19 protein-coding genes are annotated in these 19,188 nt (G+C 51.3%); 9 read left to right on the top strand and 10 right to left on the bottom strand.

The annotated features are described in order from the left end of the window. Positions 1-294 precede the first annotated feature (294 nt). The 3 genes from EPA93_RS03230 (at position 295) to EPA93_RS03220 (ending at position 4,103) form a co-directional block, all read left to right on the top strand. On the top strand, positions 295-1,260 hold the full coding sequence (locus EPA93_RS03230) for an MBL fold metallo-hydrolase (RefSeq protein WP_165422843.1): 966 nt from the start codon (positions 295-297) through the stop codon (positions 1,258-1,260). A 341-nt stretch (positions 1,261-1,601) separates the two neighbouring features. Then, a complete protein-coding gene (locus EPA93_RS03225) occupies positions 1,602-2,978 on the top strand; it encodes a pyridoxal phosphate-dependent decarboxylase family protein (protein ID WP_129885657.1) in 1,377 nt (458 codons plus the stop codon). A 291-nt stretch (positions 2,979-3,269) separates the two neighbouring features. Further along, on the top strand, positions 3,270-4,103 hold the full coding sequence (locus EPA93_RS03220; RefSeq protein ID WP_129885656.1) for an alpha/beta fold hydrolase: 834 nt from the start codon (positions 3,270-3,272) through the stop codon (positions 4,101-4,103). A gap of 136 nt (positions 4,104-4,239) precedes the next feature. Here EPA93_RS03220 and EPA93_RS03215 read toward each other — a convergent pair whose 3' ends face one another. Then, on the bottom strand, positions 4,240-4,545 hold the full coding sequence (locus EPA93_RS03215; protein WP_129885655.1) for a hypothetical protein: 306 nt from the start codon (positions 4,543-4,545) through the stop codon (positions 4,240-4,242). A 272-nt stretch (positions 4,546-4,817) separates the two neighbouring features. On the opposite strand from EPA93_RS03215, the gene EPA93_RS03210 reads away from it, so the two are divergent. Further along, positions 4,818-5,309, top strand: coding sequence for a MarR family winged helix-turn-helix transcriptional regulator (locus EPA93_RS03210; RefSeq protein ID WP_129885654.1), 492 nt, complete (start codon positions 4,818-4,820; stop codon positions 5,307-5,309). Positions 5,310-5,489: 180 nt separating this feature from the next. Then, a complete protein-coding gene (locus EPA93_RS03205) occupies positions 5,490-6,206 on the top strand; it encodes an N-acyl homoserine lactonase family protein (protein WP_129885653.1) in 717 nt (238 codons plus the stop codon). A gap of 13 nt (positions 6,207-6,219) precedes the next feature. On the opposite strand, the gene EPA93_RS03200 is transcribed toward EPA93_RS03205, so the two are convergent. Both EPA93_RS03200 and EPA93_RS03195 read right to left on the bottom strand, forming a co-directional pair. Further along, complete coding sequence (locus EPA93_RS03200; RefSeq protein WP_129885652.1) at positions 6,220-7,470, bottom strand: MFS transporter; 1,251 nt, start codon at positions 7,468-7,470, stop codon at positions 6,220-6,222. A gap of 239 nt (positions 7,471-7,709) precedes the next feature. Then, entirely contained in the window at positions 7,710-8,258 is a 549-nt protein-coding gene (locus tag EPA93_RS03195; RefSeq protein WP_129885651.1) for a hypothetical protein, read from the bottom strand. A gap of 149 nt (positions 8,259-8,407) precedes the next feature. Between EPA93_RS03195 and EPA93_RS03190 the strand changes: the two genes are divergently transcribed. After that, positions 8,408-9,097: a helix-turn-helix domain-containing protein gene (locus EPA93_RS03190; RefSeq protein ID WP_129885650.1), complete on the top strand. Its 690-nt coding sequence runs from the start codon at positions 8,408-8,410 to the stop codon at positions 9,095-9,097. Between the two features lie 70 nt (positions 9,098-9,167). Here EPA93_RS03190 and EPA93_RS03185 read toward each other — a convergent pair whose 3' ends face one another. Both EPA93_RS03185 and EPA93_RS03180 read right to left on the bottom strand, forming a co-directional pair. Then, the gene (locus tag EPA93_RS03185) at positions 9,168-10,316 is read right to left on the bottom strand and encodes an acyl-CoA dehydrogenase family protein (RefSeq protein ID WP_129885649.1); all 1,149 of its coding nucleotides are present in this window, start codon (positions 10,314-10,316) and stop codon (positions 9,168-9,170) included. A gap of 106 nt (positions 10,317-10,422) precedes the next feature. Then, a complete protein-coding gene (locus tag EPA93_RS03180) occupies positions 10,423-11,388 on the bottom strand; it encodes a diacylglycerol/lipid kinase family protein (RefSeq protein WP_129885648.1) in 966 nt (321 codons plus the stop codon). 158 nt (positions 11,389-11,546) lie between these two features. Here EPA93_RS03180 and EPA93_RS03175 point away from each other — a divergent pair, with 158 nt between their 5' ends. Further along, complete coding sequence (locus EPA93_RS03175) at positions 11,547-11,870, top strand: class I SAM-dependent methyltransferase family protein (RefSeq protein WP_129885647.1); 324 nt, start codon at positions 11,547-11,549, stop codon at positions 11,868-11,870. Positions 11,871-12,004: 134 nt separating this feature from the next. On the opposite strand, the gene EPA93_RS03170 is transcribed toward EPA93_RS03175, so the two are convergent. Then, positions 12,005-13,465 carry an amidase family protein gene (locus tag EPA93_RS03170; RefSeq protein ID WP_165422842.1) on the bottom strand — a complete coding sequence of 487 codons (1,461 nt, stop codon included), beginning with the start codon at positions 13,463-13,465 and terminating at the stop codon, positions 12,005-12,007. Between the two features lie 339 nt (positions 13,466-13,804). On the opposite strand from EPA93_RS03170, the gene EPA93_RS03165 reads away from it, so the two are divergent. Further along, positions 13,805-15,511, top strand: a complete 1,707-nt coding sequence (locus EPA93_RS03165) for a M3 family oligoendopeptidase (RefSeq protein ID WP_129885645.1) — start codon at positions 13,805-13,807, stop codon at positions 15,509-15,511. A gap of 9 nt (positions 15,512-15,520) precedes the next feature. On the opposite strand, the gene EPA93_RS03160 is transcribed toward EPA93_RS03165, so the two are convergent. Then, entirely contained in the window at positions 15,521-15,715 is a 195-nt protein-coding gene (locus EPA93_RS03160) for a hypothetical protein (RefSeq protein WP_129885644.1), read from the bottom strand. Positions 15,716-16,081: 366 nt separating this feature from the next. On the opposite strand from EPA93_RS03160, the gene EPA93_RS03155 reads away from it, so the two are divergent. Continuing rightward, positions 16,082-16,798: a carbon-nitrogen hydrolase family protein gene (locus EPA93_RS03155; protein WP_129885643.1), complete on the top strand. Its 717-nt coding sequence runs from the start codon at positions 16,082-16,084 to the stop codon at positions 16,796-16,798. A gap of 183 nt (positions 16,799-16,981) precedes the next feature. On the opposite strand, the gene EPA93_RS03150 is transcribed toward EPA93_RS03155, so the two are convergent. Genes EPA93_RS03150 through EPA93_RS03140 form a run of 3 tightly spaced genes read right to left on the bottom strand, consistent with a single transcriptional unit; the run spans position 16,982 to position 18,968 of the window. Next, positions 16,982-18,424: an outer membrane protein assembly factor BamB family protein gene (locus EPA93_RS03150; RefSeq protein WP_129885642.1), complete on the bottom strand. Its 1,443-nt coding sequence runs from the start codon at positions 18,422-18,424 to the stop codon at positions 16,982-16,984. 2 nt (positions 18,425-18,426) lie between these two features. Then, complete coding sequence (locus tag EPA93_RS50815) at positions 18,427-18,636, bottom strand: RNA polymerase sigma factor (protein WP_165422841.1); 210 nt, start codon at positions 18,634-18,636, stop codon at positions 18,427-18,429. Beyond that, positions 18,597-18,968: an RNA polymerase sigma factor gene (locus EPA93_RS03140; RefSeq protein WP_165422840.1), complete on the bottom strand. Its 372-nt coding sequence runs from the start codon at positions 18,966-18,968 to the stop codon at positions 18,597-18,599. Before EPA93_RS03140 ends, EPA93_RS50815 begins: the two co-directional genes overlap by 40 nt. Positions 18,969-19,188 lie beyond the last annotated feature (220 nt).

Here is a 19,188-nt window from a genome sequence, read left to right as displayed (position 1 = left end):
AATTTTCCCTCTCTTTCTGATCAAGCGACCATAAAAGTAAAGATATTCTCTTCTATGAGTGACGTGTTAGCCCGCTCTAAGTAACGATGCGGCTCTGTTGTACTATCCAGGCCAGAGGCCAGATTGTAGCTCAACGCTGAAAATATATTGCATTTTGAGCTCAAAAAGAAATTTTATTCCCGTCAAGAATTTCCAACAGGGCTAGCCTATAGGGTTGTACTACGGAGAAGCCTGCTGCAGAGCGTGGTAGAATGGCGGTGGAAAATGAAAATCAAGAGGAGAAGAAGCTCTATTATGGATATTACCAGTGATGCCCTACCCTCATCGTCGCATTTCCACCTGAAACAGCTTGCCGATGGCGTCTATGCCGCTATGTCTCGTGAGGGCAGCGGCTCGATGAGTAATGCTGGAATTGTCGATCTGGGTGATCGTACCCTTGTTTTTGATACATTCCTCTCGCCGACTGCCGCGCAGGATCTGCGCAATGCCGCCGAGCAATTGACCGGGCGTCCTGTGTCTTATGTCGTGAATAGCCACCACGACGTGGACCATATCTATGGCAACCAGGTATTTCCACCCGCCACGACTATCATTGCTACCACCCAGACACGCGATCTGATCGCGACACGGGGGGCCGAGTTTCTTGCCTGGGCACAAGAGAATCTTGCTGAAGATTTGCGTACTGAGGAGAAGCGCATCAAGGAGCTGACCGACCTGAGCCAGCGCGAGGAGGCGGCTTTAGTGCTTGCTTCGAACCATGTGCTTCTCTCCTCTTTGCCGGCAATTACGTTGCGTGTGCCCAATCTGACTTTCGAGCACAAACTTATTTTGCATGGCTCGCGGCGTAGCGTTGAGCTGCTTTGCTATGGGGGTGGCCATACGCCAAGCGATAGTTTCCTCTATTTACCTAAGGAGCGCATTGCTTTTATGGGTGATTTGCTCTTTGTTGGGATGCATGCCTCTATCTGGCAGGATAATCCTCAATCCTGGATTGATATACTGGCTCGGGCGGAGGCCCTGGCTGTGCAGGTGGCTGTACCCGGTCATGGAACATTGGGAACTGGCGAGCACGTTACTATATTTCGTGATTATTTGTGCTCTGTGCAGGAGATTGCGCTTGCCGTGCATAGGCGCGGCGGCTCTGAGGATGAGGCTGCTCAGGAAGCTATCCCGGCTTGCTACGCGAGCTGGAAAGGCGCGGCACTCTTCGCTGAGCTGATGCGCTCATGTTATCGCGCTTGCGCTAAGTCGACTGTGTAGCCACTGCTAATGCCAGGGAGAGATGACTGCGCTTGCATACTATTATGCCCCTTACGCAGGTGCGGTCATTTCGGCCTGTTTTATTTGTAGCTCTACTATAACTATATTTGCTTGATCTACTTTAGGAACCCCACCAGGGTTACGTGAGAAATCGAGCTTAATGCGCCTGATTGAGAGCAAAAAGATCTATATGCCGATCTTCTGATTGCTCATCTGTATGCTGAGAAAAGGTCGCGCCAGCAAACCATTTACACTATAATTGACTCTATCTTTCTGTTGCTCTTCCTTCTCTGCCAGGAGAGGGAAATACATAGGCTATTGGCCTGGAAGGAGCAAGCTATATGGGTTTGCAAGAAGACGATGAACGCCTGCCCCAGATTCTGGAAACGGCTCAGGCCGCAGCGCTGCAATTTCTGCAGGGACTGGCGGGCAGGCCGATGGGCTGCTCTCCGCAGTCATTGCCGCATGATGTGTTGCCCGAAGAGGGCCTGGGGGCGCTAGAGGCCCTGACGGCTTTTCGCACGAAATACGAGGGCCAGCTTTCGGGCTCGCCCGGACCGCGCTATTGGGGATTTGTGACGGGTGGAAGTACGCCGGCGGCTATTGTTGGCGATTGGTTAGTCTCTGCCTATGATCAGAATCTGAGCAGCGCAGGCGATTCGATTGCCACAGACGTTGAGGTCGAGGCTGTGGCGCTCTTGCGTGCTCTCTTTAACTTGCCTGAGCAGTTTGCTGGCGTATTTGTCAGTGGAGCAACGCAAGCAAATCTGACTGCGCTGGCGACGGCGCGGCAATGGGCGGCCCAAAGGCTCGGCGTCGATCTCAGCGAGGAGGGCCTGTGGAACTTGCCGCGCATCCCGGTCCTGACCGGCGCCCCCCATGCCAGTATCACCAAGTCCCTGGCAATTCTTGGTATGGGTCGGCAAGCTTTGGAGTTGGTGCCTTGCCTGCCTGGCCGCCTGGTCCTAGATACGCAAGCTCTGGCTCAGCGCCTGGCCGCTCTTAAGGGAGAGCCGGCAATTGTCGTGGCCAGTGCGGGCGAGGTGAATACCGGCGACTTTGACGATATTGCGGAGATCGCTCGACTCTGCAAGGCTCATGGGGCCTGGCTGCACGTTGATGGCGCCTTTGGCCTCTTCGCGGCCTGCGATCCCGCCCACGCTCACCTCTTGCAAGGTGTGCAGGAGGCCGATTCGATCACAAGCGACGGGCATAAGTGGCTCAATGTTCCCTATGATTGCGGGATTGTCTTTACGCGCCATCTGGCCCTGCAAGAGCAAGTATTTAAGGCGGCGGCGGCTTATCTAGGAGCCGGCCAGGATCTGCTCCATCGCACGCCTGAGAATTCGCGGCGTTTCCGTGCGTTGCCGACCTGGATGACCTTGATGGCCTATGGTCGCGCTGGCTATCGGGAACTTGTGGCGCGCTGCTGCGAGTTGGCCCGGCGCCTGGGTCAGGGCCTGGAACGCTCAACGTATTTTGAGCTGCTCAGTCCTGTCTATCTCGATATTGTCTGCTTTACGCTCAAAGGCGCGGATGCGGCGCAACGCGATAGTTTGCTAGATCTGCTCAAGCAGGGAGGCGAGGTTTTGCTAACGCCTACTACTTTTGCCGGCCAACCAGCTATTCGAGCCGCTCTGGTTAACTGGCTCACGACCGAAGAGGATGTGACACGTGTCCTGAACGCCCTGGAACGAGCGGCACAACAACTAGCTTAGCGCCTGACGGCTTTCCTTTCAGGGGTCGTTGCGCTCCATTATCAGCCTCAAAAGCCTGCCTGAGAGGAAGAAGAGGAACTATCCCTAAATACATATGTGCATGACTGATGCAATGAATCGAAGCAGAATCCGTCTGCAATGAGATACTGATGACAATCGGAAAGGAGCCAGGTGATGAAATGCATTAAGTGTAATTTCACTGATTTAGCTCCTTGCCATATTAATTATGTAGAGGATACAATAGAATGAGCTATCAACGTTTTTCCATTAAGAAATAAAAGGAAGAGAGAAATGACTGAGCGGCAATTTCCTACTTCTACAGGATTTGTCAAAGTAGAGGGAAGTCGACTCCAGTATGATGTTGCAGGAAAAGGGCATCCTCTCATTCTGCTTCAAGGAAGAGGGTTGTTTGACAAAAGAATATGGGATGATCAGTTTCTGACGTTTGCGCAAGAGTATCAAGTTATTCGCTATGATCTACGCGGATACGGACAGTCATTAAGCTCAACGCAGCCATATACATATGTTGATGATCTTCTGGCTGTCTTGCATACCCAAAACGTCAAAAAAACATACATCCTTGACCTTGGTGGGGGAACCGCTCTCGATTTTGCCCATACACACCCATCTTTTGTAGATGCCCTTCTTCTTGTTTCACCTGAAATGAACCTTGAGCAAACCTTTCAGAAAGCAATGGAGGATCTGCCAAACATACTAGGGCGTATTGCACCTTTGATTGAAGCTATCCGTCAAAACGATCTCCAACATGCTGCTGATTTAGCGATGCAAGATCTTCTGTTGCCATCCTCATCAAAGTATGCGCAAATTCGTGCCCTTGTCGCAGAACATCTAGAAACCATTTCTCGGCCCGGCCGGCCTCCTACAATTGATAAAGATGCTTTTGACACTCGTAGCCAGTGGCTCAAAGAAATCAGCATTCCAACCCTTCTGTTGATTGGAGATCATGCCTCATCCGAAATACGATTAAGCAGTACTGTTTTAGAAAATAGTCTGCCCAATGTGCAAAAAAGAGAAATTGCTCAGTCTCGATTTCTTTTGAATGTTGAACAAGCTGAACAATTCAATCGCACAGTAGTAGATTTTTTACATACCATGCGATCATGAAATCTGGTTCATGAGAGCGGTTCACATATTTATTGCACGCCAATGGCTTCAGATGTTCAAGGCAAGTATGCTTTTCTGTCTCCTCCAGGAAAGCCATCTTGAGCAGGACCAGCGTGTGGGGGCTAGTTGCTGGGAATTAGCTGCTCTGCTGCTGATAACCTTCCTGATAGGCGGCCTCTTCGCGCTCCTGCCAGGTAGCCTCCCGTGGTGCGGGCTGTCCCTGGGGACGCGGTAGTGGCTCGCTGAAGCCTTCTCCCCGCTGTGTTTGCATGAGCTGGAGCTGTAAGCGCAGCTCTTCATTTTTTAGTTCTTGCATGCGTTCGCGATGCTTGGCGATGTTTTTGGCTACGCTAGTAATTGCCCAGCCGATGGGTCCTCCGAAAAAGAAGAGAAAGAGGAAGATTTCCCAGAAATGGTTAAAAATGAAGTCGAATATCTCCATGACTTTTGCCTCCCTGCCGTCCGGGCATCCCGCTCTATCAATAGTGGCTCATAAGCCCTATCCAAAAGAAACGCTCATCATTGCCCTGGAAAGTTAAAAGCTTTCCTCTAGCTAAAAGATACCATTATATATACAGAGACGCAACGAGTGGTCAGATTTCCAATTCAGGAGCTTTCCCCTTGACATGAGATTCTCCAATCCATTATACTCATGATTAGTGATAATCACTACTGCTGATTATCAGCAAAATTGATTTTCATGAGAGGTGCCGAATGCCATCTGAAGAGGACAAGCTGCAAGGAACCCATAGTAGTCGAGGGAGCCCTATTTCGCCAGCCTTTTCGCGCTGGACAAGCGCCATCCTCAACTATCTCGCATTGATAGCTCGTGAGCGTTTCTGCGCCTCGCTGAGCACGCTTCAGATCAGCACAAAGCAGTATGCTGCGCTCACAATTATTGCTATGTACGGGCCACTTACACAAATCGAGCTAGGCCGGCAATTGGGCATAGATCGCAGTACTACCGTCCTGGTCATCGATGAGCTAGAGCGTCTGGGACTTGCCGAGAGGCGGCGTGATCCTCGCGACCGTCGTGCGCACGCTCTGACCTTGACCGAAAAAGGCCAGGAGACGCTAGCTAGTGCGGATAAGCTCGCCGCCGAGGCCGAGGATGAGTTTTATGCGCCTCTCTCGTCAGCTGAGCGCGAACAGTTACATGCTTTGTTACAGCGCCTCGTTGTTAGCCTTGAGCGGGAACCGGAATAAGGTAGAAAGCGCTTAGCTATGGTCATAGCCAGGTGGCTGGTCAAAGGCTAGAAAAGCTGCTAAGAGATCCTGAGCAGCAAGATCCAGCAATGCTTGAGATGCATAAGTTCATTATTTCGGATTTCCGTTGCGGCGTTTTTCGAGGATAGACACAACGCTTAGATAAAAAAGGAGCGAAATATGACCAAAAATGTGACAGCCCCTCAGCGGCTTTACTTAATGCTGGTAGGCCTTATCCCTGGCATGAATCATCCCTTTGTCTGCTATCTTGTACAAACCGGAGATGGCAAGAATATTCTCATTGATAGCGGCTTGCCCGCACACTTCGAGATGCCTGGTATGCCGAAGCCGCAAGTGGAAAAAGATGTGCTTGCCCAGCTGGCGATGCTCGGTTTGCAGCCTCAAGATATCGATATGCTCATTTGTACCCATTTCGATGTCGACCATAGCGGGCATCACAGCGCTTTCACGCAAGCTGAATTGATTGTGCAGCGCAAACACTATGAGCTCGCGCGTGGCGGCCATCAACGCTTTGCCTTGACGCGTGCAGAGTGGGATCATCCAGAGCTGCGCTACCGCCTGGTTGAGGGCGATACTGAATTGCTGCCAGGACTCAAATTGATAGAGACCAGCGGGCACGTTCCGGGCCACCAGTCGGTACTTGTACAGCTTCCCCAGACCGGAGCGGTCCTGTTAGCTATCGATGCGGTAGCTATGCAGCATGATTTTCAACCTGATCGCAAGGCTAGCCCTTTTGATGATAACGAGGAAGAGGTCCGGACCAGTACGCGCAAGCTGCTGGAGCTGGCTCAAAGCGAAAACGCGGCGCTAGTGGTCTTTGGGCATGATGCTAAGCAGTGGCAAGAAATCAAAAAAGCGCCAGCCTGCTTCGATTAATGCTGGAGTGCTCTCATGAGAGAGAGTTAAATTCTGGCATCAGGCCTTTCTTGCTGAACATAGGCAAGACAAGGCCCAGTACGCTGATCAGTACCATAAGGCATCCACTGAGCGCGATGCCTGTGCTTATGCCGCAAAGGACATAGAAGGGAGATGCTACTATACTTCCAAGCGTTACCCCTAGCTGTACCAGCGTACTGCGCAGGCTAGAGAGCTTGCCCACGTGCTCCTGGGGAAACTCGGTTTGGATCATCAGGGTTATGGTGGGCTCGCCCAGCGTGCTGCACAGGCCGCCCGCGAACATAACGCCTATGCCAGCCCAGTTAGAGCCCAGTAGCGTAAGCAGGATGAAGGTTACCCCCTGCAGAGCTTTTCCTATATACATGCCACGTAGGGAGAAAGGCTTTCTTAACGTACTTAGGAGAAGCCCGGCAATGCTACCAATGCCGTAAGCGCTACCCATCAGGCCAAAGAATAGAGAGGGAGCATGGAGGACCTGTTGCGTCCAGAGGGGCAGGCCGATGAGAAAGAAGATGCTCCAGGCTATATTCATCAGGGTAATGAGGGAGATGGCCTGAAAGAAAGAGCGGTGTCGGTACGCTAGCATGCAGCTCTGAAGGATGTCTTTGCGTAAGTCAGCAAACCTATGTCGGTCTCGTGTCTGGATTGTTGGATTACTCCGGGCAAAGGCCTGGAAGCAGGGACCGAGCAGAATAAAGGCGCCGGCGGAGATAATAAAGCTGGTAGCATTGAGGGCAAAGAGGGTTGGAGAAGAGAGCAGGATAAGCAACAGACCAGCTGCAGCTGGGCAGAGCATGCGCGCGCAGCGTTTGGCCAGGTCGATCAGATTGTTGGTGATGTAGAGTGCCTCTATATTCGCAGCTAGCGTAGGAAGGCTCGCTTGTAGAGCTGGCTCAAAAAGTGTTGTCAGGAGCTCTTTGCTGAAAATAAATGGTACAACTAACCAGAGGCCAAATTTATTGAAGGTCAGGAGTATGGAAAGAAGGCCGACGAGTAGTCCCCGCGCCAGTTCGATGGCGATGAGCAGGCCGCGCCGATTGGCCTTATCGGCGAGAGTGCCGCCCAATGGTGCAAGGAGAAGCGCACAGAGGGTAGCAGCGCCAAAAAAAGTTCCGGCTGTTTCTCCGGCTTGTTTGGTGGCTAGCCAGAGAAGTGCAACATTGTAGAATTCATCCCCAAATGCTGAAATCAGCTGCCCACTCCACAACAGCGCAAAATATGGATTTTTTATTATGGAGATCATACAATTATCTTTCTAATACCCTCTATAAATATTTTACTCTCAATGAGATATTAAAGTATTAATATATTGGGATCGCTAAAGCCGGTAGGAGCGATTTGGGGGAGATAAGGAGTGTTTAGATAAGTAAGAATATTGACACGAAGTTGGGAAGTGTTTTTCCTCTCTTCTGATCCGCAGGGCAAAGCGCCTGGCGGCCGAGGCGACCAAGCTTCGCCATGCTTGCTCAATTCTCTTTGGCTTTATCTGAGTATGGTCTGTTTGCCTGCCTTGGCCTTGCTTGCAGTAGCGGAATTGCCCAGCTGGCCCCAGGGTTTAAAGATAGAGATAACAAAAACCGCTGAAAGGGAAATGAGCTGGAAGGTGATGCCAATGAATATCATGGTCTGGTTGGTGAGGTAAAGCTGATTATGCATAGCGTGTAAGCCGTACTGGGCAGTCAAAAGAATAGCCTCATCGTTCCATCCGCTGATGATAACCCCTATAATCATGCAAAGAAGGCTAATTGCCTCCTTGACGATGATCCAGTAGAAGCGAAACAGGCCCCATTTGGTAAACACGGAAAGGAGCACACCGCTAATGATAGCGCCAAGCGCGCCACCTCGGAGGAGGGCTTTATCGAGCGTGCCGACGAAAATGTAAGCTGCATTGAGCAGGTGCGCATCATTGGTAAACAGGACTGCCAGGTTCAAGATGAGAGAGCACGTGGCGGCTCCAAGCCAGGCGACGCTGCAGAGGATGTGAGCTGAAAGCAACCATCTTTTTTGCCTTATGGTCATCTTCTTGGGCATAGAATCTCCATGAGAATATAGAACAAACAGTATAGTTTATTCGTAGTATGTGCGATGAGGCCCGCGCTCTCCAGAGCTGATTGTGAGCAAATTCTGGGAGAATACTAGGCATCTGAGGCGCGGAACAAAGGAGACGAGGAGTATCATGCATGAAATCTTCCGAGCACCTGAAAAATGAACGTTTGCAGCGTGGATGGTCACAGGCGCGGCTAGCCGAGTTAATCGGGACCGATGCAGGAAATGTTAGCCGCTGGGAGCGAGGTTTTTCCTCTCCTTCGCCATATTTCCGCGAGAGGCTTTGTCAATTGTATGACAAGAGCGCTCGGGACTTAGGTTTTTTGCCAGGGGAACTAGCAGAGGAGGGTACAAACGAAGTAAATGGCTCAGCTTCTAGCTCACAACTGCTGCAGCCAGGAGAGGAGCAGGCTTCTAGCGCTGCTCACACGCGGCAGCGCGAGCTAGCTCTCACCTTCGAGCAGAGGCTGTTTGCCTGCCTCAGTTATGCCTTTGGCTGGTTGACAGGTTTGCTCGTTTTGCTCTTTCATCGCTCTGATCGCTTTGTTACCTTTCATAGTCTGCAGGCAATAAGTTTTTTTTGTGGCATTCACCTGATTATGCTGCTTTGTGCCTTAACTGCCCCATTTACTGAGCATAGTCTTCCATTGACATTGCTGCGTAACATATGTGGTCCTCTGACGGTATTGTTGGGGCTGATTGCCTGGATCGTGGCAATGATCCAGGCTGCGCGGGGAAACTATTATCAATTGCCGCTGGTTGGGCCGCACTGCAAGCGCCTGGCTCTATTTCTGTCCACCCGCTCACAAGAGGCCAGAAGGTAAGCATACTATGCTGATTTATTAGTGCGCCCTTCTGGTCTCTGCTATATGCTACGTATGGCGCCAGGTGAGTCTAGACGCCCAACGAGCGCCCGATAATCTCCTTCATAATCTCATTTGTGCCCGCGTAAATGCTCTGCACGCGAGCATCAAGGAAGAGGTGCGCGATAGGATATTCCAGCATATAGCCATACCCTCCATAAAGCTGAAGGCACTGATCCACGACACGTTTTTGCAGATCGCTGGTCCACCACTTGGCCATCGCCGCAGTCTCTGCCGTCAAGCTCTGAGCATTGAGCTCCTCAATACAGCGGTCCACGAAGACGCGCCCAATCTCGATCTCTGTCTTCATCTCGGCAAGCTTAAAGCGCGAGTTCTGGAATGCTCCAATGGGCTGGCCGAAGGCTGTGCGCTCCTTGCAATATTGCAAGGTTAGCTCCAGGGCAGTCTCGCAGGCTGCCAGCGCCGAGACTGCCACGCTTAGTCGCTCCTGGGCCAGCATGCGCATCAGATAGTAGAAGCCCTGGCCTTCCTCTCCCAGCAGATTAGAGAGCGGAACTTTCGCATCCTCAAAGAACAGCTCGGCGGTATCCTGAGCTTTCTGCCCGATCTTTGCCAGCTTGCGCCCACGCTTAAAGCCCTCAGTGTCGCGCTCGACTACCAGCAGACTGATGCCCTTATGGCCCTTCGTCGGATCAGTCTTGGCTACGACAACAACAAGATCGCTGAGAATGCCGTTGGTAATAAAAGTTTTCTGGCCATTGAGCAAGTAGTGATCATCCTGGCGAAGCGCTGTAGTGCGCACCGCTGCCAGATCGCTCCCCGTGCCCGGTTCGGTCATAGCAATGGCCGTGATCAGTTCGCCCGCGCAGATGCCAGGCAACCAGCGTTGTTTTTGTTCTTCAGAGGTGTAGGCCAGGAAATAGGGGATGACGATATCGTTGTGCAGACTGATGCCCAGCCCGGCGCTCTGCACACACTGGCGTACCGTCTCTTCGACCAGGATGGCATTAAAGCGAAAATCTTTCACGCCACCACCGCCATATGCTTCAGGGACATCCATGCCTAAGAAACCTTGTTGGCCGGCCTTGAGCCACAGCTCGCGGGATACCATGCCGTCCTTTTCCCATTGCTCGTTAAAGGGGACCATCTCTCTTGCTACGAAGTGGTGAACGGAGTCGCGAAACATCTCATGGTCTGACGTGAATAAGGTGCGCTTCATAAATTTTCCCTCGCATGCAGAATGAGCACAGTATGTTCTAGTGCTAAGCATACCGCGTTTTTCCTGGCGCGTAAACCATCTCTTTCGACGCAGTGAGCAGGCATGTTTACGATGAGGCAAAAATGCCTTCGGGAGCCTGGGCAGGAACAATTACCTTTAAGGCTTTTGGCACAATGGTAAAGCAGGTTGGAGGGAAGCCTTTTTTGGCTGTGTAACCGGCGGGATCGCCATCTACCTGGATGGCGACTGCTGGCGATGTGTGTACCTTGATCTCGCTTGCCGTCTCATAGTATTGCACCCATTGGGTTCGGTGCGCGCGGCCGAGTAGAAAGTCGGCAAGCACGCCAAGGCGTCCCAAAATATTCTGATTGCTGACAATACAGACATCAAGCAGGCCGTCGTCACAGCGCGCACGCCAGGTGAATTTGATCGCTCCCGCGTAGAGTTGAGTGTTCCCAAAGATGATTTGAAAGGCACGAACGCGCCTGGCCTTTGAACCCGTCTGTAAAACTGCCGTGAAATTGGGATAGCCCAGGCCTAGCCAGGTTCCCTTCAAGATGTAGTCAAGGATACCCAGATGTTTGTGCCGCTCGACAATACGTGTGACTTCAGCATCGAAACCAATTGTCGCCATCAGCAGAAAGTAACGCTCTTCTACTTTTCCCAGATCAACTCGTCTCATCTGACCATTAACGAGAATCTCGCGCGCCGCTTCATAGTTATTTATAGGGATAAGCATCTCGCGCGCCCAGACATTTACCGTGCCAGCCGGTAAGACGCCCAAAGCCGTCTCGCTGCCCGCCAGCTCTTGAATTACTTCATTAAGCGTGCCATCGCCTCCCAGGACGATAACGGCGTCGAGATGTTGCTTGACAGCTTCCTGACCGATCCGGCGCCCGTCGCCGGGTCCCCGGGTAAGTTCTAGCTCTATTTGCCAGCCATGCTGACGTAAATAGTCAAGAGTGTCTTCGACAATGGCGATATGCTGAGTGTAACTACCGGCTGTGGGGTTAGCAATGAGAAGCGCCTTTGTGCGCTGCTTGTTCTCCGGTAGTGTGTTAGCGACCTCCATTCGGCCTGGTCTCCTTTGGCTGGAGCTTCGGATAGATCCTTGTTTTCGTCTCTAGTCTCAGTACGCACAAATTGTGCTAAGAGTTTCTAAAGATCGAGCAAGAAACTTAACAGGTTAGTTTTCTAGAAATATGGGACACTTGACACTCTACTCCAACTCTGAATAGTCATTCCGATATCATCATAGTTTCTGGCCTGTACGAACTGATTCTCGAAGACGCCATCATCCAGAAATCGTTGGTACAACTCTACCATCTCCTATCCCCTGGAGGTGTCCTGCTCTTTACAACTCAGACACATCATCCACAGCTTGATTTTATTGCCAATGTCCTGCCCAATCGCGAAGGGGCACTATGGGTCATGAAATGTCGTCCCACTGAGCAGCTAGAGGTGTGGGCATGTCATGCAGGATTTGCCCAAGTGTATAGCTGGCTAGAGAATGTGGGGCTCTTTTCGGTCACGATTGCGCATAAGGCTTTGTAAAGAGGAGGCTGGGGCCAGAAAGAAAGATGGTGGCCTCCAGCATGTTTCTTCCGCATTGGGCTTGAAACAAAAAGCTGATGGCAGAGCAACCATACGCAAGCTGCTCTGCCATCGGTTGTGCGCGAAAATATTCGCTATTCGACGTAGCCAGCAGGGGCGACAAAACCGCCGAATTCTTGCTCTAGAAGGCCGGCGAAGGCAATGCTGCTGCGATCTTCTAGATAGGGTCCGATGGCCTGCAAGCCAAGCGGCAAGCCCTGCCTGGTGCGGCCCCAGGGAAACGCCGTAGCTGGATGGCCAATGAAGCTGGCGATACCAGGATGGATGGCCAGAAATTCATAAGGCGTCGGCTTTCCATTGACCTTAAGCGTGCGGCTGGGAGTGGCTGAATCTATGTCCTGGTGTTCAAAGGCGGGAACGATGGTGGCCGGGGATAAAAGGATATCCCAGTCCTTGAAGAAGCTGCGGAACATATCCCGATACTGCTCGCGAAGGGCATGCAGAGCAATGAGCTGTGCCGCGCTGGCCCGTAGTCCGGCAATCTGAGCCGGCGCCAGAGGATTAGGCCCGTGCTGCATTGCGCTGATCAAGGCGCTGCGCTCTTCCTCGTTGAGATCGGCATACATGAAGATGGAGAGCATGTTGAGATAGCCCTCGGTATATTTACGCAGCTCAAAGCCTTCTGGCTGCACTTCCTGGACTGTGGCGCCAAGCTGACGTAGGCGATTGGCCAGATCGTCGAGCGCGCTGCTAAGCTCGTCATCTACGGGTAGCCAGGCGGCGGCGGGCAGGACTGCTACGCGGAAATCGCGCAAGGTGCTATGCCTGGCTGGCGGTAAGTTGAGCTGCCAGGCCACATCCTCACCAATTATTGGTCCGGCCATGACATCAAGAGCAAGCTGTAAATCGCTAGCGCTGCGCGCAAGGGGTCCCTGCACACCCAGTACTAAGGCGGGATTGGGGAGTGGAATTCCCGGCTTACGCCCGTAGCGTGGAACAGCTGTATCGCTGGGACGGTGACCGTACAAGCCGCAAAAGGCTGCCGGAATGCGAATCGAGCCGGCAATGTCAGTGCCAAGCTCAAGCGCGCTGAGCCCGGCGGCCAGCGCAGCCGAACTGCCTCCACTACTGCCACCCGGTGTACGCGTGAGGTCCCAGGGATTGTTTGTCCGGCCAAAGATCAGGTTATCGGCCTGCCAATCGCTCATATGGGGAGGAACGTTTGTCTTGCCCATTAAGACGGCTCCGGCAGCTAAAATACGTTGGGCGACAGGCCCGGTCTGCGTAGAGACATATTGAGCCGTCTGCGGAAGGCCCGAGGTGGCGCGCAATCCTGCTACTTCGATACATTCTTTAAACGTCAGCGGTAAACCCTGCAAGGCCAGGCTTGACTCACCATGCGCATATGCCTCGTCTGCTGCACTGGCTTGCTGGCGAGCCTGCTCTTCATTGGGAATGACAATCGCGTTGAGCTGAGGGTTGTAGCTGGCAATCCTCTTCTGATAGTGTTCTAAAAGCTCGCTGGCTGAGATCTGCCTCTGGCGTAGGGCGGCGAGCAGGTTCGAGGCGGAGGAAAAGGCGTCAATGGTGGCCATTGCGTGGATCTCCCTTCTAATCCTGCGTGATGCAGGTATGGACGGACGGAGAACTGTCTCGTAGAGCATACTTCTATGTGTTCAGACTACCTTGCCACTAACAGGCCTGTCAAGGCATTTCTTTATTCTCACAATTCCGGTGCAACTACCACCGGCTCCCCATATTTGTTTAAGCGTGAGAAAAGCTTTTTGAGCCTTACGAAAGTAGAGGGCATTCTGCTTGACAATCACTTTCTTATTTGATATGTTTCTATTTAGATAAAAATAAAAATAGCTTTGCATCAAATTTAGTTATCGCTGAAGAGTGTTCTGCAAAATAGCAGGGAGAAAGGTCTTTTTATGTTTACTCCTCTTCCCCGGACGAGCGAAGCCTTTGAGCAATTGAGCTGGTCAGCAATTGAGCCCTGGTATCGCGAATTGGCCTCAGCTACTCTCACTGAGGAGACATTGCAGCCCTGGATGAACCAGTGGTCGCACCTGAGTGCGTTAGTCGATGAGACCATGAGCCGACACACGCTGGCCGTCCGGCAAAATATAAGCGATGTCGAGCGTAAGCAGCGTAAGCAGCGTTTCATAGACGAAATCTTTGCATCCCTTCAGCCCTATGAGCAACAAATTAAAGAGCGATTGCTGGCCAGTGGTCTTATCCCGCCGGGTTTTGAACTTCCCTTACGTAATCTACGCGCTGAAGCATCCCTCTATCGCCAGGAAAATCAGGTCCTGTCCCAGGAAGATGGGGCTTTGAGTGACGAATATATGCAGGTTTTTGGCAGTATGAAGCTCATCTGGGAAGACCAGGAGGTGCTACTTACTTCCTTATCCCTCTCCCATCCTGAGCGAGCTCGGCGTGAACGGGTCTGGCGGGCTATAGAAGAACGGCGCAGCTTGGAGCGAGACAGATTTAACGCCCTCTGGGTGAAGCAGATACGCATACGTCAGCTGATTGCCAGTAACGCTGGCTATGCAAGTTATCGTGACTATCGCTGGCAACAGCTCTTGCGTTTCGATTATACGCCAGCTGAAAGCAAGGCATTTCACGCCCTGATTGAACGCGTCTTGGTACCCGCCTCCAATCAGATATGGGAGCAGCGCCGTAAGCGTCTGCGTGTAGAACAATTGCGGCCCTGGGACGTATCGATGGATGGAAGAACGGATGGTACCTTGCCGCCTATCACGGATGTGGATGCGCTCTTGCGGCAATCTTCTTTCCTATTTCAGCTGATTGATCCCCGCTTGGGAAAATATTTTGCGATCCTGCGGCAGGAGCAATTGCTTGATCTGCAAAAAAGTCCTGTCAAGGCCCTGGGAGGCTACGTTCAGGCGCTTGAAGTCAAGCATCGGCCGTTCATCTTTGGCCAGGTGGGCTCGGCTGAACATATTGTGCGCACCCTTTTTCATGAAGCCGGGCATGCCTTCCATGTTTTTGAGATGGCTGCACTTCCTTTTATTCACCAACGAAAATTGGCTGCGGTTCCGCTGGAGTTTGCTGAAGTCACTTCGACGAGTATGGAGTTCATCGCAGCTATGTATCTGGATAAGGCAGGACTTTGTTCTGAGCGGGAAGCTGCACTTGTGCGCCTCCTGCATCTTGAAAAGATGCTAGCAAATTATCTACCCGAATTCATTATCGGTGATACTTTTCAGCACTGGGTCTATGAGCATCCAGAAGAGGCTCTGGACCTACAGGCTTGCTGTCAGAAATGGGCCGAACTCAACAGACGTTATCAGCCGATTATCGATTGGAGCGGCCTGGAGACAGAGCTTAGCTATGGCTGGCAGCGGATACCTCACTTTTTCTGTTATCCGCTCTACGTCATTGAGTATGCCTTTGCGGCTCTAGGAGCGATCCAGATCTGGCGCAACTATCTGCGCGATCCCCAAGAGGCTATGGAACAGTATCTGCATGCTCTCTCCCTCGGGGCCACAAAGACCGTACCAGAGCTCTATACTGCTGCCGGGGCAACATTTACTTTTGATGAGACAGCTCTGCAAGAGGCCATTCAATTGGTCACGCGAACGATGGCCGATCTGGAGACGCGAATATAGGTAAAGAAGCTAATAAAAATTGCTCATGATTCCTCTGGCAACGATTCCCAGCATCAACAAGGTTGCTGATAAGGCGACGGCTGGAAGAATAGTCTGTGTGAGCGCGTAGGCAAAAGGCCCGAGTATAAATAGTGAGGTGAGGAGATACATACTGAACGAAGTGCTATAGCGGGCGGCAGTTTGGCAAGATTTGCGCTTGAGCATATGGTCAGGTCCTTTAGCTTCAGCATGAACAATCGTTTATGCTGTTTAATGCATAACCAGGGGTTAGCATAGTAACGCTAAATATAGTGTAATAAATATTATAGGGACGAAGTGTATTTGAATGGAAGAGAGTAACGAATGTTAACGATATTTTAATAGAGTAAAAGATAAGATGGCGAGATAAGGGATGCGTAAAATCGCCATCAGGCACTCTTGCTCGGTTGACTGAAAAATAAGCCCTGCCAGGCGTTGGGTAAAATGAGGGCGATGCTAGCATATGCTAAAATAGGACATATGGCCTGAACTGAGGATCAAAGCCAGGCGAACGCTAAAGGCTGAATAGAGCAACTCTTAACGAGGAGGCGTATGAGAATTACAATTGCGCAGATGTGCCCGGAGCGCGATATTGCCCACAATAAACAAAAGATCCTTTCCTTGCTTAAGTCAAGTTTGCCTGACGAATGGGTTGCTTTTCCAGAAGGAGCTTTGAGCGGCTACTTTCCGGAGGAAGAGGCCTTTTTAAGCGCGATTGATCCGCGCGAGATCGAGGAAGCTATTGAGGAGATTCAGCAAGAAGTTAAGCGTCTGCGCTGCCATTGTTTGCTTGGAACCGCCCTCTTTACTAATCGTTCCTGGTATAATGCTGCGCTTCTCCAGAGCTACCTCGGCGAATATCCTGCGTACCGCAAGATCCGACTCAGTGTCCTTGATAGAAAGCATTTTGCGCCGGGAAGTGAAGTTCCCGTCTACACAGTAGATGACGTCAAGCTTAGTATGCAGATCTGCCGAGAGCTGGTTTTTCCCGAGCCCTGGCTTGCACTCAAGAGGCAGGACGTACAGATCATTTTTCACATCAACAACGCGATCAAGCCGTATGATCAGGTGTGGGAGCATCTCTTGATTGCGCGGGCCGTTGAGAATCGCGTATTCGTGTGTAGCGTAAACAACTCAGCGCCACCCCAGAAGCTAACTTCATACCTTATCTCTCCGCAAGGAGAAGTTTTGCTTCGTGCGCAGGAACGAACAGAGCAACGTCTTTCTTGTGAGATTGACTTACGTGAAGTGAAACCGCTCTCGTGTTAAGCCAGCGAGCTTGAATAGTGCTCACTCTTCGCTGTAATCAAAAGTGGCCAGGTGAGATATTTTGCGAGGTTGAGCACTGGTGCTTAAGGCCATGTCGCCAGAGCCCGAAGCGATGAAAAGAGGCAACGTACATATAATACGTTGCCCCCAGAGTTAAGACAAGCAAGGGATGTGTCTGCGACATTACTTCCCAGTGCTTATTGTTGATGTGTTTTGCCATAGGAGCTTGCCCTGGGAATCTAGGGCAAACGCTACGCCATCTTCTTCAGTTACGCAAATGATCCCGTTTTGTATATACGCCTGTAGGATGCTGTGAGCGAACTCAGGTTTTCCCCAGTAAGAAGTTGGAGGCTGGTTAATATCGCTATATTTCCACTGAAGGTTTCCGGTGTTGGCGTCCAATGCTGCAATAGAGGAAACGCTAGAGCTAGCACTTGTCGGACTGCCAGGACCCTCTAGATTCACATATAGCGTCGAGGAATCCAGACCAATAAGTCGGCCACTAAAGCCGCTAATGGCTTTGTTGAGAATAGTCTTGCCATCTTCTTTGCTAAAGGCATAGAGATTGCCGCTACGATCACCGCAGTAGATTGCCGTGCTACTTGCCAGGATGGAGCAGATTGAAGCTGCTGCTGTCGATTTCCAGAGCTGTTCGCCGCTTGCTGCTTTGAAGGCATAAACGTAGCTCCGCGATGTCTTATCTTTTCCTGCTACATAGAGCACGCCGTCTTGAAAGATGGGCTGTCCAAAGCCAGTGCCCTGTGTTTTGCTCCAGACTACTTTACCATCCGTCAGGCTTACCGCTGAGAGCTTATCGATATCAGCTATATAGAGCATTCCATCCCCAACAGCTGCGGGGAACAATAAGATGCTGGAGCTAGTGTGCGATGGGGGAAGATTATAGCGATGCAGGAGCTTACCATTGGCCGGGTTGAGGGCATATATGCCTGTTGCACCTGTCAGATAGAGCACATTATCGACGAGTTGGGGCTTTGCTCCTGGGATGAGTCCCTCAAGCGTAACAGACCAGCGCTGCGTGCCGCGATCTGCGTCAAGTGCATAGGCTGTAGAGTCGCTGGCTGGCATGAAGATCGTGTCCTTTGTGACCAGGGGTCCATGAACTAGCTGTATGGCAGCCGTACCAGACGGTGAGCTGTAGTGCCAGATAATGTGGCCTGTCCGGGCATCTACTTTGGCTACTCCGCTGGGAAGTAGGAGATAGAACGCAGAGGCTGTGCCTGATGCACGGGATTGACTTCCCAGAGCTGAAAGCGAGCGATTAAAGCTCATGAAGAGTAAGAGTGAGCTGGCAATAAACAAGGTAGCCACCAGGCCGGAAACCATCCAGACCGAAAAATGCCTGGGCTGGGGCCTCAGCTCAGCAGGCCTGGGTAAAGAGAGTTGCTGGCCAGGAACCGGCGTATCCAGTTCATATATGGCCGCTTCATGCGAAATCCGTTCCCAGATGCGCTCCAGCCGCTGGGCATCTTCAGCATAGATTTTCTTAAGCCCATGAATGAGCCGGGCATTTGCCCTATTTGTTGTGTCGTTTCTTGTTCCTGATAAGATATGCGTCACCTGTTCGTCGACCATATCAGGATAAAACTGCTCATTATTATCTATCATAATCAGGCCTCTTCCTGTTGATTGTAGATACCACGTAAAAGGTTTAGAGCCCGCGAAAGAATCATCCGAATTGCTCCATCGCTTTTGCCCAGATGGCGCGCAATGTCTTTTGTCCGTAAATCGTGCACAAAGCGCAAATAAACTACCTCTTGCTGCAGCTCAGATAGCGATGCTAGCCTTTTGCGAAGTTGAGCCTCATCTTCATGCCGCAAGACAGCCTGTTCAGGAGCATGGCGCTCATCGTCTGAAAGCAAATGGGTAGCCTTATCAAGGGGGCTTTCAGGCGGAATGCGGCACTACGTCGGTAATCGATGGCCTTATTGTGCGCAACTTTTTTCAGCCAGGAGCGTTGTTGATCATCGCTAAGTGTGAGCAGGGTGCGATTCTCCAGAGCTGCTAAAAAAACTTCTACCAGGATGTCGTCGGCATCCTCTTTCGACGAAATATAGCGGTGAAGATAAATAAGAATCGCCTGCGCGTGCTGATGAAAAAGCAGCGCGACAAGTGAATTATTAGAGACGTCATTGCTCGTTATTTGCTGCATTGCGTTCTCCATGCCAATAGTCTGTGAGATCTCACTCTTATCTATCGATTCAGGAAGCTAGAATGCAACGTTCTCTTTGCTGAGCAAGGCGCAGTAGTAGATATGGGAGAAGGACCTGTTAATTTAAGTAATAAAGACTTTTGTCTGTTTGACTTCTTTATACTTGGAACAGGCATTTGGACAATAGTAGAGTATCAAATAGTATTATAATCTTTTCAGC

This window comes from Ktedonosporobacter rubrisoli (assembly GCF_004208415.1).
GTDB classification, from domain to species: Bacteria; Chloroflexota; Ktedonobacteria; order Ktedonobacterales; family Ktedonobacteraceae; genus Ktedonosporobacter; species Ktedonosporobacter rubrisoli.
The sequence above is the reverse complement of the archived record's forward strand: the minus strand, read 5'-3'. Positions and strand labels throughout refer to the sequence as shown.